Below are 12,641 nucleotides of genomic sequence, written 5' to 3'. Positions count from 1 at the left end.
GGTCAGGCGTCGGCCCACGGCCGGAGTTTCTCCGGATTCCGCATCCCCCAGATCCGCTGGATGCGGTCGTCGGCGACGTGGAACGCGAACACGGCGACGGTCCGCCCGGCCTGCTGGAGCACGAGGCCGGGCAGTCCGTTGACCTCCCGCTCCACCAGGTCGAGGCCGGAGGTCAGGTGCGCCACCGTGAGGAGATAGGACGCGACCGCCTCGCGCCCCTCGAACGGGTGCAGCGCGGCCCTGACGACACCTCCGCCGTCACTGGCCGCCTTGACGTCCGGATCGAGGAGACCGATGAGGGCTTCGATGTCCTTGGCCTCCCACGCCTTCTTGAACTCCTTGACGAGGTCCGCCTGCCGGGCGACCGGCGCGGGCACGAGCCGCGACGCGCGGATGCGGCGGCGTGCGGAGGTCGCCAGCTGACGGCAGGCGGCCGGGCTACGGCCGACGATCGCCGCGACCTCGGCGAAGGGGTAGCGGAAGACGTCGTGCAGGACGAACGCGACCCGCTCGGCCGGGGTCAGTGATTCGAGCACGACGAGAAACGCCATGTTGATCGACTCGTCGAGGGTGACCCGGTCGGCCGGATCGTCGGTGGGCGGGCGCAGGGTCGTCCACTCGACATGTCCCGGCACCGGCTCGGGGAGCCACTCCCCGACGTAGCGTTCCCGCCGCTTGCGGGCCGAACCGAGGAGGTCCAGGCAGATGCGGCCGGCGACGGTGGTCAGCCAGGCGCCGGGGGAGTCGATCGCTTCCCGCTGTGCCGGGGACAAGGCGTACCAGCGGGTGTAGGTCTCCTGAACCACGTCCTCGGCCTCGGAAAGCGAACCGACCAGGCGATACGCGAGGCCGATCAGCTGACGCCGCTCACTCACTATCGCCTTCAACGCCGGGTCGAGCGGGTCTTGCGTGCGTTCGGTCATGGGAAGTCGCCCCCTGGGTCTCGTGCGTTGTCCCGGGTACGACGAGACACGACCGCCGGTTGTGAGGTCACTGCCGGCAGTGGGCTATGCCGTAGCGGAGCGGGGGAAATCCTTGCGCTTGATCTTGGCCCGGCGGCCGTCCGGATGATGGAAGACGATGCCCTCGGCCACATGCCCGGGAGAGAACCGGCTGTCCAGCGTGGCGAGGAAATCCCTGAGTTCGTGGTAACTGCGCGGCACTTCGGGGACGGCCGGCGCTTGGAAGTCGAACGGGACGCATCGGTGTTCTTCCAGTCCAAGGGGATTGCCCTGGATGCGAGGTCCGAGCGCCTCGCTCGGATGCTCCCCGTCCGGCCATCCGGACACGTCGGTGTTCCCGGCCGCCGCGAGGATCCACTTGTCCTCGGCGGAGCCGCTGTCGGTGTCCACGTACCAGCCGTCCACGATGCCCTGCTGCTTCTGTGCCTTGCTCGGGTTGCGGCGCTTCTCGACCCGGACCAGCTGCCCTGCTCGCACGGTCAGCCGGACGTTGGTGCCGTCGAGTTTTTCGGTTCCCACCCCGGCACCGTCGAACACCCATGCGCATTCGGCGCGAGGCTTGTCGACGACGTGGAAGCGCTCATCGCGCTCGAAAAGCGTGGGGATCTTTTCCATGACGGTCTTCCCTTTCACGACGTGCCCGATGAGTTCCTCAGGAGTGATGGCGCCGACGGCAAGGCCGCCGGCGAGCGCCCGTATCAGCTCTGCCACGGAAACGTCGGCTTCGACGGCCACGTGCTTCAGCGCCTTCTTCTCCTGTGGGGAGATCCAGGCGACCAGCCGTGACCAACCTTCGGGAGGCGTCCATCGGGCCGGCGCCGCGGGGTCTTTGCGCGGCCTGCCCCGTCCTCGTGCCTGCTCCACGGTCGAACCGTATCGATCAGGGGACCTTGTGTCAATTGGCATAACAGAAAATAATGTGCAGGTCAGCGGCCTGATCGATCTCGTGCATCGACCCTCCGCGGCTCAGGAGGACGTTCCAATGCCACAGGCCGCCGCCAGCTTCTCGGTCGACTGCGAGGTGACCAACCGTGTCGGGGTGTGGAATCAGGGCATACCGCGTCCCTATTTCCACATCCCCGACACCCGGCGGGCCGGTTGTGGCGCCGGAGGCTCATGGTCGGAGATCAGGGTTGTCTCGCGTCCATGAAGGACTTGGGACCGGTCAGCGCGCCCCGGCTTCGGTGAGGATCCGGACGACGGCCGCCTGGCCTTTGGACCGGGCGTGGGCGAGGGGAGAGACGCCCTGTTTGTCGGCGAGGTTCATGTCGGCCCCGGCGGCGGCGAGTGCTCGGACCACCTCCTGGTGACGTGGCCCGCCGTCGCCGAGGATGACCGCTTCCAGCAACGCGGTCCAGCCGAGATCGTTCACGTGGTCGACGTCGATCCCGCTGCCGGCCACCAGCCGCACGTACTCGGCGTGCCCGCGTTCGGAGGCGGGGATCAGCGAGACGCCGCCGTAGCGATTGGTGATGGTCAGATCCGGTTTGGCCTCCAGCAGCAGCTTCGCCATCGGGACGCTGCCGGTGACTCCGGTGACCAGCCACGGCGTGTCGTGCCGTCCGTCGAGCGCGTCCGGGTCGGCGCCCGCCCGCACCAGGACCTCGGCGACGTCGACGCGGTTCTCGGTGACCGCGACGAGCAACGGGGTCCGGCCGCGATCGTCACGGGTCTCCAGATCGGCGCCCGCCTCGACGGCCTGCCGGACGCGGTTCACGTCGGCTTCGAAAAGCTGGCTCACGGGGACTCCTTGGCGGGGCGGCTGGGACGAGGCGGGCGGCGGGGCGGTGCTCGGAGCCGTCCGGGGTGGTGCGCTCGGTGCCTGGGGGGAGCAGGCACCGAGCACGAGGGCGGCGAGCAACGCCACGATCGCCCGCTCACCGATCATCAGCGAAGTTCCCCGATGGCGCGCAGCCCGGCCGTGGCGAAGCGCTCGTCGAGCTCACCGCTGGGCGCCCCGCCGACACCGATCCCGGCGATCGGGCCGCCGTTCGCGGCGACCGGCACCCCGCCGCCGAGGAAGAGCGTGCCCGGGATGTCGCGGATGGTCGGACCGTCACCCTGGGCGTTCTTGGCCAGCGCGGACGTGGGCTGTCCGAAGGAGACCGCGGTGAAAGCCTTGCGCTTGGCGGACTCTTCCGTCTGCGGCCCGGCGCCGTCGCCCTTGAGCAGCACGCGCACGTCACCCGAGCGGTCGACCACGGCCACGGTGACCCGCTGGCCCTCCTTCTCGGCGGCGTCCAGCGCGGCCTGCGCGGCCCGGGTGGCGGCGTCGACGCCGAGCACGCTGGTCTGCACGACGGCCTGCTGGGCGGGCGGCTGCGGCTTGCGGTCCTGTGCCTGCGCCGCGCCCACACCGGTGGCCAGCGCGACGGTCGCGAGACCGGCCGTCATACCGAGGATGAGACGAGTGCGGGGGAGCTTGGCGTTCATCGGATTTCCTTTGCGGTGAGGGGGTGTTGCCTTCCCCTACGACTCTCCCGTCCGGCGGGGCGCGGCGAATCGGGAGAGTGGACATCGATCGGGCGTCGAGTGATCGGTGGGGGCATCAACCGAACGATTGATGCGGAACACCCAGCCTCCCTGCTTACGATCATCGGCGACGAAGGGAGGACCGAATGGAATCGCACCTCGGCGCGGCCACCCGGCTGAACGCCGCGATGCATGCCGGGTTCTTCCTGCTGCTCGCCGCGTCGGTGGCCCGGTTCGTCGCGGGGCACGGGTTGAGCGGTGCCACACCGTTGATCCTCGTGCTCACCGGCGCGCTCGCGCTGGTGTACGTGGCGGGGATACTGAGCTGGGAAACGCTGGGCCGGTGGCGTCCGGTGTGGTTGACGGCGGTGATCGCGGTCTGGCTCGCGCTGGTGGTGGCCGCGCCGAGTTTCGCCTGGTGCGCCGTGCCGTTGTTCTTCGTCTGCCTGCAGATGCTGAGCCCGCGGGTGATGGTCGCGGTCGTGGTCCTGCTGACCGCCGCGACCATCCTCGCCCAGCTGAGGATCGCGAGTGGGTTCGATCCGAGCCTCGTCCTCGCGCCCGTCGCGGTCGCGCTGATGGCCACGATGACCTTCCTGCAACTCGACCGGGGCCGGAGGAAACTGGGGGAAGCCGTCAAGGCACTCCTGGGCGCCAGGGTCGATCTCGCGCAGAGCCAGCGACTGGCCGGGATGATGAAGGAACGGGAGCGGCTGGCGCGGGAGATCCACGACTCCCTCGCACAGGGGCTCTCGAGTATGCGGATGCTGCTGCAGGCGGCGGAGCGGTCGTGGGACACGGACCCGGAGCTGGCGAAAGCCCATGTGTCCCGCGCCGTCGAGGCGGCGGGGGACAACCTCGCCGAGGCGCGCCGGTTCGTCAGAGGCCTCGGGTCACCGCGGCTCGACGCCGGGGATCTCGCCGAGACCTTGAAGGAACTCGCCGAGCAGATCATGTTCGCCGCCATGCACGAGGTGCGCTTCGAGACCAGCGGAGACCCGTATCCACTGCCGCCCGCGGTGGAGGCGGCTCTGCTCCGGGTCGCACAGGGCGCGCTGGCGAACGTCAGCGAGCACGCCAAGGCGACGAAGGCCGCCGTCACGCTGACCTACCTGGCCGACAAGGTCGTCCTCGACATCCGCGACGACGGTGTCGGCTTCGACCCGGCGTCGACTCGCGCGAGCGGCGACCGGGGGAACGGTATGCGGATGATCAGCGAGCGGCTCGCCGAACTCGGTGGTGAGATGGTCGTCGAGAGCGCGCCGGGAGAGGGCACCGCGCTCGCCGTCGCCGTGCCCACCAGGGAGGTCCGATGACCGTCCGGGTACTGATCGTCGACGATCATCCGGTGGTGCGGGCGGGAATCGCCGCCCTGCTGGCAGGCGAGCCCGGCTTCGAGGTGATCGGTGAATGCGCGGGCGCCGACGAGGCCGTGCTCTTCGCCACCGCGGAGAAACCGGACGTCGTGCTGATGGACCTGCAACTCGGCGACGGCCCCGACGGCGTGAACGCCACCGAACGCCTGACCGCTCTGCCGGAGCCGCCGAAGGTGCTGGTGCTCACCACCTACGACGCCGAGCTGGACATCACCAGGGCGGTGGCCGCCGGCGCCACCGGCTACCTGCTCAAAGCGGGACCGCCCGAGGACCTCTTCAAGGGCATTCACGCGGCCGCGCGCGGGGAGACCGTGCTGGCACCTCAGGTCGCGGCCCGGCTCTTCGGGCATATGCGGGCTCCCGCCCCCGCATTGAGCCCCCGTGAGACCGAGATCGTGCAGTTGGTGGCGGAGGGGTTGATCAACCGGCAGATCGCCGCGCGGCTGTTCATCTCCGAAGCCACGGTGAAGACACACCTGGTCCACATCTACGACAAACTCGGCGTCGACAGCCGTGCCGGTGCGGTCGCCGTCGCCACGGAACGGAGGATCATCCGCAACTGAAGGCGTTGCCCGGTCGCATTCAGCCGGCTACTTGCGTTGCGTTGGCGCCGGGCCCAGCGTCGCGAAAGCCACTTTCGCGACGTCTGGTGTCCCGAAAGTGGCTTTCGCGACACGCCCCGGCAGCGGCGGAGCGCACGTCAAGGCGCAACCCTGCGGGGAACGGCGAGTCAGCGTCGCGGTTCGATGGTCATGTCGCCGCGCGTCAACGCGAGCGTCGTGGAGCGGGACAGCAATTCGTGCGGGAAACCGAGATCGATCGCGCTGGCCTCGTCGAGGCGGGCCAGTTGCGAGCCGGTGAATCCGACCTCCAGCGCGCCGAGATTGTCCTCCAGCTGGGCGGGGGTGCGGGCGCCGATGATCGGTGCCGTCACGTTCGGGTTCTGCAGCGTCCAGGCGAGACCGACCTGGGCGGGGGTGCGGCCGAGTTCCGCGGCGACCTCCTTCACCACGTCCACGATGGCGAGGTTGCGTTCGGTGAGCGTGCCCAAGGCGAAGTTGAAGTTCTTGCGAGTGCCGTCCTCGGACGGCACCCCGGTCAGATCGTCCCGGCTGTACTTCCCGGTGAGCACGCCGCCCGCCAGCGGTGACCAGGGGACCACTCCCAGCCCCATCTCGCGTGCCATGGGGATCAGGTCGCGTTCCCCGGTGCGCTCGATCAGGTTGTACTCGATCTGCAGCGCGACCAGTGGCGACCAGCCGCGCAGGTCGGCGATCGCCTGCATCCGCGAAACCTCCCAGGCCGGCGCGTTGGAGATCGCCACGTACAGAACCTTGCCCTGCCGGACCAGATCGTCCATCCCGCGCAGGATCTCGTCGACCGGGGTCGTGAAATCCCACACGTGCAGGTAAAGCAGATCGATGTAGTCCGTGTTCAGCCGCCGCAGACTGGATTCCACCGACGCGAACAGGCTTTTTCGCTGGGCGCCCCCGGAATTCGGGTCGCCCGGACGGCGCAGGGTCGTGTATTTCGTCGCCAGCACGAGGCTTTCGCGGTTGTCGCGGGCGAATTCGCCCAGCAGCCGCTCGGAGCTGCCGTCTGTGTAGGTGGATGCGGTGTCGATGAAGTTGCCGCCGCGTTCGACGTAGGTGTCGAACAGTTCGCGCGCCTCGTCCCGCCCGGCGCCCCAGCCCCATTCGGTGCCGAACGTCGCCGCGCCCAGGGCCAGCGGGGACACCCGCAGCCCGGACCGGCCCAGCAGCCGATAGGTGTCGAGGGTGAGCGACATCGTGTCCTCCTGTACTCGTGATCCGTTGTCGAGGACGAGTCTGCGACCGCCGCGAGCAGGGGTTAAGGGAGAAGACATCCTGGGAACACCGGTCCCACCCTCGCTGTTGGACCGGGCATGACGACCCCCACCGTGGACACGACCCAGGAGCTGGCCGCGTTCCTGCGGACCCGGCGTGAACGCCTGGACCCGGACGAATTCGGCCTGCCGTCACGCCGCCGGTCCCGGCGGACCCCGGGTCTGCGCCGCGAGGAGGTCGCCGAACTGGCCGGGATCAGCATCGACTACATCGTGCGGCTGGAGCAGGCGCGCGGGCTGCGTCCGTCGGCGGAGGTGGTGGAAGCGCTCGCGCGAGCGTTGCGCCTGGCCCCCGACGAACGTGTCTACCTCTTCGACCTGGCCCGTCAGCGACCCCGCAACGCCGAGAAACTCGCCACCACCGCGGCGCCGCCGCTGGCCCGGCTGATCGCCGATCTGTCGCCGTTGCCCGCCATGTTGCTGAACCACCGCTACGACATCCTGGCCTGGAACGACGAAATGGCGAGGCTGCTGGTGGACTTCGCCACGTTGCCGCCGTCGCAGCGCAATGCGATGTGGTTGTGCCTCAAGCATCCCGAGGTGCGCGAGTTCTACGCGGACCGTGAACGGGTGGTGCGGGAAGGGATCGCTCATCTGCGCGCCGCCTGGGCCGCGCATCCGGACGACCAGGCCTTGGCCGATCTCATCGCCGAATTCACCAGCGACGGGGAATTCGCGCGGCTGTGGGCTGAACGTGATGTCAAGGTCAACGGCCGTGGACGCAAGGTGCTGCGGCATCCCGAGGCAGGCGTGCTCGATCTGCATTTCGAAGTGCTGACGCCGCTTCAGGATCAGGATCAGCGGCTGGTGATCTATCGCGCCATGGCCGAAGAAAGCCGCTCGGCGCTGGACCGGTTGTTCAGCACCTAGTCTTGCTGAGCCGCGCGGGGCGGTCGGCGAGCGGCCCGCCCGAGCGGAGCAGGTTCCCCAGCGTTTCGAGCGGCTCGGGGACGACGGTGTACCAGCTCCAAGTGCCACGCCGCTCCCGCTCGAGGATGCCGGCGGAGACCAGCACCCGCAGGTGATGGCTGAGCGAGGGCTGGGGCATGTCGAACTCCTCGGCGAGGTCGCAGAAACACGCCTCGCCGCCGGGGGAGTGCCGCACGAGCGACAGCAAGCGGATCCGGACGGGATCCGACAGCGCCTTGAACAGCTTCGCGGCCGTCTCGGCGTCCCCGGGATCGACGACCGCCGCGGGTTCGGCCATCAGCAGGGTCACCGCGACCGGCTTCCGGGTGCGTCCGTTCTCGCTCGTCACGAGCCCAGCGTACCCGTTGAATTGACAAAATTCGATCCAAGCTCTTCAATTTGGATCGAGATACTTCAATCCAGGTCGCCCGGACCGAGGAGACGTGATGAACCCTGCGACCGAGGGCTTGCCCGGCCGTGCGGCGCTGGACCAGCTCGACCGGATCGCCGACGAGCTGGCCGATCGGTTCCGTGGCACGTTCGGCCGCGAGACGGTCGAATACTGCGTCGAGGAGACGTACCGGCTGCTGGATCGCTCGGCGACCGTCAAGGTCCACCTGCCGGCGCTGACCGCCCGGTTCGCCCGGCTGCGGCTGGTCGACCTCGCCAAAGTCGGCGGGCTCACGTTGGTGACCGCGCCGCAGGTCTTGTTCGTGTGCGTGCACAACGTCGGCCGCTCACAGCTGGCCGCGGCACTGCTCGACCATCACGCCTTCGGGCACGTGATGGTCCGCTCCGCCGGATCGCGGCCCACCGGGGAGATCCCTCCGGTCATCACCGAGGCGCTGGCGGAGCTGGGCATCCGGCTCGCGGGCGCCTACCCCAAGCCGTTGACCGACGAGGTCGTCCGTGCGGCCGACGTCGTAGTGACGATGGGCTGCGGGGACGCGTGCCCGGTCCACCCTGGAAAGCGGTACCTGGACTGGGACGTGGCGGACCCGATGGGCCAGTCGCTGGCGGTCGTCCGCGGGATCCGGGACGACATCGGCCGCCGCGTCCGGCACCTGCTCGACGAACTCATCGACTGATCACCGCAGAAAGGCGGACTTGGTATGACCCGCAAGCCCGAGGTGCTGTTCGTGTGCGTGCACAACGCCGGCCGCTCCCAGATGGCCGCCGCGTTGCTGCAGCACTACTCGCTCGGCCGGATCGCCGTCCGGTCCGCGGGGTCCGAACCCGCGGACAAGGTGAACCCGGCCGCCGCCGCGGCGCTCGCGGAGTGGGGATTGGACGTCACCGCCGAGGTGCCGAGCAAGCTGTCCACAGAGGACGTCGAAGCGTCCGATGTGGTGATCACGATGGGCTGTGGTGACACCTGCCCGGTGTTCCCCGGCAAGCGTTACCTCGACTGGCCGCTGGAGGATCCCGCGGGCCAGGGTGTCGACGCCGTCCGCCCGATCCGCGACGAGATCGACCGCCGCGTCCGTGGCCTGGTCGCCGAAATCCTCGACGCCTGACCCTCGCTTCCGACCTCTGGAGACCAGCCCCGTGACCCGAACCGCCGAAGAGACCGGCACCGACGTCCTGCACAAACTGTCCTTTTTGGACCGGTTCCTGCCGGTCTGGATCATCGTCGCGATGGGCGCCGGGCTGCTGCTGGGCAGTGTGATCCCCGGTCTGCAGGGTGTGCTGGACGCGGTGAAGATCGGCCAGGTGTCGCTGCCGATCGCGCTCGGTCTGCTGCTGATGATGTACCCGGTGCTGGCGAAGGTCCGCTACGACAAGCTCGACACCGTGACCAAGGACAAGCGCACGATGGTGCTTTCCCTGGTGCTGAACTGGATTCTCGGTCCGGCGCTGATGTTCGCGCTCGCCTGGCTGATGCTGCCCGACCTGCCGGAGTACCGGACCGGGCTGATCATCGTCGGCCTCGCCCGGTGCATCGCGATGGTGATCATCTGGAACGATCTCGCCTGCGGTGACCGCGAGGCCGCGGCGGTGCTGGTCGCGCTGAACTCCGTCTTCCAGGTGATCATGTTCGGTGTGCTCGGCTGGTTCTACCTCGATCTGCTGCCCGGCTGGCTGGGCTTGGACACCACGAGCATCGACTTCTCGCCGTGGGAGATCGCGCTCAGCGTGATCATCTTCCTCGGGATCCCGCTCGCCGCCGGTTACCTTTCCCGCCGCGTCGGGGAGCGGAGCAAGGGCCGCGACTGGTACGAGGGCGAGTTCCTGCCCAAGATCGGCCCCGTCGCGCTCTACGGCCTGCTGTTCACCATCGTGATCCTGTTCGCCCTGCAGGGCGACAACATCACCTCCCGCCCGCTCGACGTCGCCCGGATCGCGCTGCCGCTGCTGGTGTACTTCGCGATCATGTGGATCGGCGGCTACCTGCTGGGCAAGGCGTCCGGTCTCTCCTACGAGCGCACCACGACGCTGGCGTTCACCGCGGCGGGCAACAACTTCGAACTCGCGATCGCCGTGGCCATCGGCGTCTTCGGCGTCACCTCGGGGCAGGCGCTCGCCGGGGTCGTCGGACCGCTGATCGAAGTACCGGTGCTCGTCGCGCTGGTCTACGTCAGCCTCTGGTTGCGCAAGCGCTGGACCGCGAAAGCGCCCGCGGAGTGACCGCAGCCGTGCGGGTGGTGGTCATCGGCGGGGGTCAGGCCGGTCTCGCCGCGGGCTACTACCTGCGCCGTGCCGGGCTGGACTTCGTCATCCTCGACGCCCAGGCCCGGCCGGGCGGCGCCTGGATCCACGGCTGGGACTCGCTGCGGCTGTTCTCCCCGGCACAGCACAGTTCCCTGCCGGGGTGGCCGATGCCGCCCTACCCAGGGCCGGGTTATCCGACCGCCGACCATGTCGTCGAGTATCTCGCGGCGTACGAGAAGCGCTACGAACTCCCGATCCGCCGCTCGGAGCCGGTGAGCGACGTGTCCCGTGACGGCGGACGATTCACGGTCAGCACCGATACGGGGGAGTGGAGCGCCGAGGCTGTCATCAGCGCCACCGGCACCTGGTGGCGGCCCTTCCTGCCGTTGATGCCTGGCGGATTCACCGGTCGCCGGCTGCACACCGTCGACTACCGGGATCCGGAGGAGTTCGCGGGCCAGGACGTCGTGGTGGTCGGCGGCGGCAACTCCGGCGCCCAGATCGCCGCCGACCTCGCGGGCACGGCGAACCTGACCTGGGTCACCCGCCGCCCGCCCCGCTACCTGCCCGACCACGTCGACGGCAAGGCCCTCTTCGACGTCGCCACCCGGCGCCGCCGAGCCCTCGAAACCGGGCAGGCCGACACCGGCGGAGTCGGCGGTCTGGGCGACATCGTCGCCGTCCCACCGGTCCGGGAGGCCCGTGACGCCGGGCTGCTGCGGCCGCGTCCGATGTTCACGAGACTGGACAGCGAAGGTCCTGTGTGGACGGACGGGACCCACCGGCACGCGGACGCGGTCATCTGGTGCACCGGGTTCCGGCCCGCGCTGAGCCATCTCGCGTCACTGCGGCTGCGGACCACCCGCGGCCGCATCCCCACCGAAGGCACCCGAGTGGTGGCCGAGCCCCGGCTGCACCTTCTCGGCTACGGCGACTGGACCGGGCCCGCGTCGGCCACGCTGATCGGTGTCGGGATGACCGCGCGGGCCGCGGTCGCCGACATCAAGGCCATGCTGGAGACCGGCGGCTCGTAGGCGTGAAGGCCCCCTTCCCTCGGCTCAGCCGAAGGAAGGGGGCCTTCACGCGCATCAAGCGGTGACGAGCGACAAACCGTAGTTCTGCAGGATCTCGTTCACCGGCTGGAACCAGGTCTCCCCGCCGGAACCGCAGTTGCCCCAGCCGCCGGAAGTGACTCCTTGCGCCTGGTCGCCGGTGATGAAGGAGCCGCCGGAGTCGCCGGGTTCCGCGCAGACGTTGGTGCGGGTCATCTGGTGCACCGCGCCCTGCGAGTAGTTGACCGTCTCGTTGTGCCCCAGCACGGTGCCGCAGTGCCAGTGCGTCGTCGAACCGGACCGGCACACCGAGGTGCCGACCGGCGCGACCCACGAGCCGCGGACGAGCGCGTCGCTGACGGTGCCCCAGCCGAGGACGACCGGCGCGGTCCACCAGCCGTTGCCGATCCGGATGAAGGCGTAGTCGTTGCCGGGGAAGGAAGAACCGGCGAAGTTGCCCATCGCCGAGCCGTCCCAGCCGACGACGGAACTGCCGGTGCCGCCGCAGTGGCCCGCGCTGACGAAACCGCCGTGGACGGAGAAACCGATGGAGCAGCGGGTGTTCCCGTTGATGTAGTACGGGTCGCCGCCGACGGTGCCCGCCGCGAACGGTTCGGCCTTGGGGGCGGTGACCACCGTGACCGGACCGGATTTCCTCGCCCTGGCCAGGAAGTCGTCGACGTCGGAACCGTGCGCGCCCGGCCGCACCGCGACCACGACGCTGCCGCTGCGCGGGTCGGCGCGCCAGCCGCTGACGGCGGCGGGGGCGGGCTCGGTCTCGACCGACCTGTCGATTTCGGCCTTGGCCGCGTCGAGCCGGGCCGCGCTGATCGCGGCCGCGGTGGGTTCGGCGCCTGCCTGCCGGACGGCGGGAGCGGCGGCGGGGTCGGTCACCCCGACGACGAGTTTGCCGCGCGCCGGATCGAACCAGGCGCCGCCGAACGCCGCACCGGCGGCCTGCTGGGCGGCGGGCAGCACCCGCGACGCGGTCATCTCCTGGGTGAGCCGGGCGGAGGCCTGCGCGGCGGTGAGCCCCAGGTCCCGCTGCATGGCGGCGATCAATCCGGGGGAAGCCTGTGCGACGGGAGCGAAAGCGGCGGATGTGAGGCTCGCGGTCAGGACGGCGGCGCCGCCGACTGCCAGGGCGATTCTTCGACGCATGGTCTAGTCCTCCAAGGCCGGGGGAAAGAAACACACTGCCCGCCGAGTGTGCGGCCCTGGTCCACGAAAGGGCGAGGATTGTCCGGTCTTCTGTCCGGAATTCACAAGAGCGAATTCCGGTGGACCGGACCATTCAGTGTCTACTTAGGACGGACAGTCGGCTCGGGCCGTCCGAGCGCCCTCGCCGGGG

14 protein-coding genes are annotated in these 12,641 nt (G+C 69.6%); 7 read left to right on the top strand and 7 right to left on the bottom strand.

Going from position 1 to position 12,641, the window contains the following annotated elements:
• Positions 1 to 2: 2 nt before the first annotated feature.
• The 4 genes from sigJ to ACZ1DY_RS28470 form a co-directional block, all read right to left on the bottom strand.
• Positions 3 to 923: an RNA polymerase sigma factor SigJ gene (gene sigJ / locus ACZ1DY_RS28485; RefSeq protein ID WP_257485652.1), complete on the bottom strand. Its 921-nt coding sequence runs from the start codon at positions 921 to 923 to the stop codon at positions 3 to 5.
• Positions 924 to 1,007: 84 nt separating this feature from the next.
• Positions 1,008 to 1,826 (bottom strand): DNA ligase-like domain-containing protein, encoded by an 819-nt coding sequence (locus ACZ1DY_RS28480; protein WP_465481448.1) that lies wholly within the window; start codon positions 1,824 to 1,826, stop codon positions 1,008 to 1,010.
• A 301-nt stretch (positions 1,827 to 2,127) separates the two neighbouring features.
• The gene (locus ACZ1DY_RS28475) at positions 2,128 to 2,703 is read right to left on the bottom strand and encodes an ankyrin repeat domain-containing protein (RefSeq protein WP_257485653.1); all 576 of its coding nucleotides are present in this window, start codon (positions 2,701 to 2,703) and stop codon (positions 2,128 to 2,130) included.
• 146 nt (positions 2,704 to 2,849) lie between these two features.
• Complete coding sequence (locus ACZ1DY_RS28470; protein ID WP_465481447.1) at positions 2,850 to 3,395, bottom strand: GlcG/HbpS family heme-binding protein; 546 nt, start codon at positions 3,393 to 3,395, stop codon at positions 2,850 to 2,852.
• A gap of 185 nt (positions 3,396 to 3,580) precedes the next feature.
• Between ACZ1DY_RS28470 and ACZ1DY_RS28465 the strand changes: the two genes are divergently transcribed.
• A complete protein-coding gene (locus tag ACZ1DY_RS28465; protein ID WP_257485655.1) occupies positions 3,581 to 4,750 on the top strand; it encodes a sensor histidine kinase in 1,170 nt (389 codons plus the stop codon).
• Entirely contained in the window at positions 4,747 to 5,373 is a 627-nt protein-coding gene (locus ACZ1DY_RS28460; RefSeq protein ID WP_126737064.1) for a response regulator, read from the top strand. Before ACZ1DY_RS28465 ends, ACZ1DY_RS28460 begins: the two co-directional genes overlap by 4 nt.
• 167 nt (positions 5,374 to 5,540) lie before the next feature.
• On the opposite strand, the gene ACZ1DY_RS28455 is transcribed toward ACZ1DY_RS28460, so the two are convergent.
• Positions 5,541 to 6,599 carry an aldo/keto reductase gene (locus tag ACZ1DY_RS28455; RefSeq protein ID WP_465481446.1) on the bottom strand — a complete coding sequence of 353 codons (1,059 nt, stop codon included), beginning with the start codon at positions 6,597 to 6,599 and terminating at the stop codon, positions 5,541 to 5,543.
• 117 nt (positions 6,600 to 6,716) lie between these two features.
• Here ACZ1DY_RS28455 and ACZ1DY_RS28450 point away from each other — a divergent pair, with 117 nt between their 5' ends.
• Positions 6,717 to 7,547, top strand: a complete 831-nt coding sequence (locus tag ACZ1DY_RS28450) for a helix-turn-helix transcriptional regulator (RefSeq protein ID WP_465481445.1) — start codon at positions 6,717 to 6,719, stop codon at positions 7,545 to 7,547.
• Here ACZ1DY_RS28450 and ACZ1DY_RS28445 read toward each other — a convergent pair.
• Positions 7,537 to 7,935: an ArsR/SmtB family transcription factor gene (locus tag ACZ1DY_RS28445; RefSeq protein ID WP_185927384.1), complete on the bottom strand. Its 399-nt coding sequence runs from the start codon at positions 7,933 to 7,935 to the stop codon at positions 7,537 to 7,539. The two genes, ACZ1DY_RS28450 and ACZ1DY_RS28445, sit on opposite strands and share 11 nt — an antisense overlap.
• A 97-nt stretch (positions 7,936 to 8,032) precedes the next feature.
• Between ACZ1DY_RS28445 and ACZ1DY_RS28440 the strand changes: the two genes are divergently transcribed.
• From ACZ1DY_RS28440 to ACZ1DY_RS28425, 4 genes are read left to right on the top strand one after another with little or no spacing between them, the layout of a single operon-like run.
• Positions 8,033 to 8,674 carry an arsenate-mycothiol transferase ArsC gene (locus ACZ1DY_RS28440; RefSeq protein WP_465481444.1) on the top strand — a complete coding sequence of 214 codons (642 nt, stop codon included), beginning with the start codon at positions 8,033 to 8,035 and terminating at the stop codon, positions 8,672 to 8,674.
• A 24-nt stretch (positions 8,675 to 8,698) separates the two neighbouring features.
• Positions 8,699 to 9,103, top strand: a complete 405-nt coding sequence (locus tag ACZ1DY_RS28435) for an arsenate-mycothiol transferase ArsC (protein ID WP_126737062.1) — start codon at positions 8,699 to 8,701, stop codon at positions 9,101 to 9,103.
• Between the two features lie 31 nt (positions 9,104 to 9,134).
• Positions 9,135 to 10,214: an ACR3 family arsenite efflux transporter gene (gene arsB, locus ACZ1DY_RS28430; protein WP_306856011.1), complete on the top strand. Its 1,080-nt coding sequence runs from the start codon at positions 9,135 to 9,137 to the stop codon at positions 10,212 to 10,214.
• Positions 10,211 to 11,272 (top strand): ArsO family NAD(P)H-dependent flavin-containing monooxygenase, encoded by a 1,062-nt coding sequence (locus ACZ1DY_RS28425; RefSeq protein WP_257485659.1) that lies wholly within the window; start codon positions 10,211 to 10,213, stop codon positions 11,270 to 11,272. The genes arsB and ACZ1DY_RS28425 overlap by 4 nt, the downstream gene beginning before the upstream one ends.
• Before the next feature lie 54 nt (positions 11,273 to 11,326).
• On the opposite strand, the gene ACZ1DY_RS28420 is transcribed toward ACZ1DY_RS28425, so the two are convergent.
• Entirely contained in the window at positions 11,327 to 12,451 is a 1,125-nt protein-coding gene (locus ACZ1DY_RS28420) for a S1 family peptidase (RefSeq protein WP_457953012.1), read from the bottom strand.
• Between the last annotated feature and the right edge of the window lie 190 nt (positions 12,452 to 12,641).

The organism is Amycolatopsis sp. PSD-21, from assembly GCF_055561455.1.
Note: the sequence above shows the minus strand (reverse complement) of the source record. Positions and strands in the feature narration are given on the sequence as shown.

Excerpts from the sequence above, each read along its gene's own strand:
- ACZ1DY_RS28440 (WP_465481444.1), top strand. The coding sequence starts at position 8,033 with ATGAACCCTGCGACCGAGGGCTTGCCCGGCCGTGCGGCGCTGGACCAG.
- ACZ1DY_RS28435 (WP_126737062.1), top strand. The coding sequence starts at position 8,699 with ATGACCCGCAAGCCCGAGGTGCTGTTCGTGTGCGTGCACAACGCCGGC.
- sigJ (WP_257485652.1), bottom strand. The coding sequence starts at position 923 with ATGACCGAACGCACGCAAGACCCGCTCGACCCGGCGTTGAAGGCGATA.
- ACZ1DY_RS28465 (WP_257485655.1), top strand. The coding sequence starts at position 3,581 with ATGGAATCGCACCTCGGCGCGGCCACCCGGCTGAACGCCGCGATGCAT.
- ACZ1DY_RS28455 (WP_465481446.1), bottom strand. The coding sequence starts at position 6,599 with ATGTCGCTCACCCTCGACACCTATCGGCTGCTGGGCCGGTCCGGGCTG.
- ACZ1DY_RS28420 (WP_457953012.1), bottom strand. The coding sequence starts at position 12,451 with ATGCGTCGAAGAATCGCCCTGGCAGTCGGCGGCGCCGCCGTCCTGACC.
- ACZ1DY_RS28470 (WP_465481447.1), bottom strand. The coding sequence starts at position 3,395 with ATGAACGCCAAGCTCCCCCGCACTCGTCTCATCCTCGGTATGACGGCC.
- ACZ1DY_RS28450 (WP_465481445.1), top strand. The coding sequence starts at position 6,717 with ATGACGACCCCCACCGTGGACACGACCCAGGAGCTGGCCGCGTTCCTG.
- ACZ1DY_RS28460 (WP_126737064.1), top strand. The coding sequence starts at position 4,747 with ATGACCGTCCGGGTACTGATCGTCGACGATCATCCGGTGGTGCGGGCG.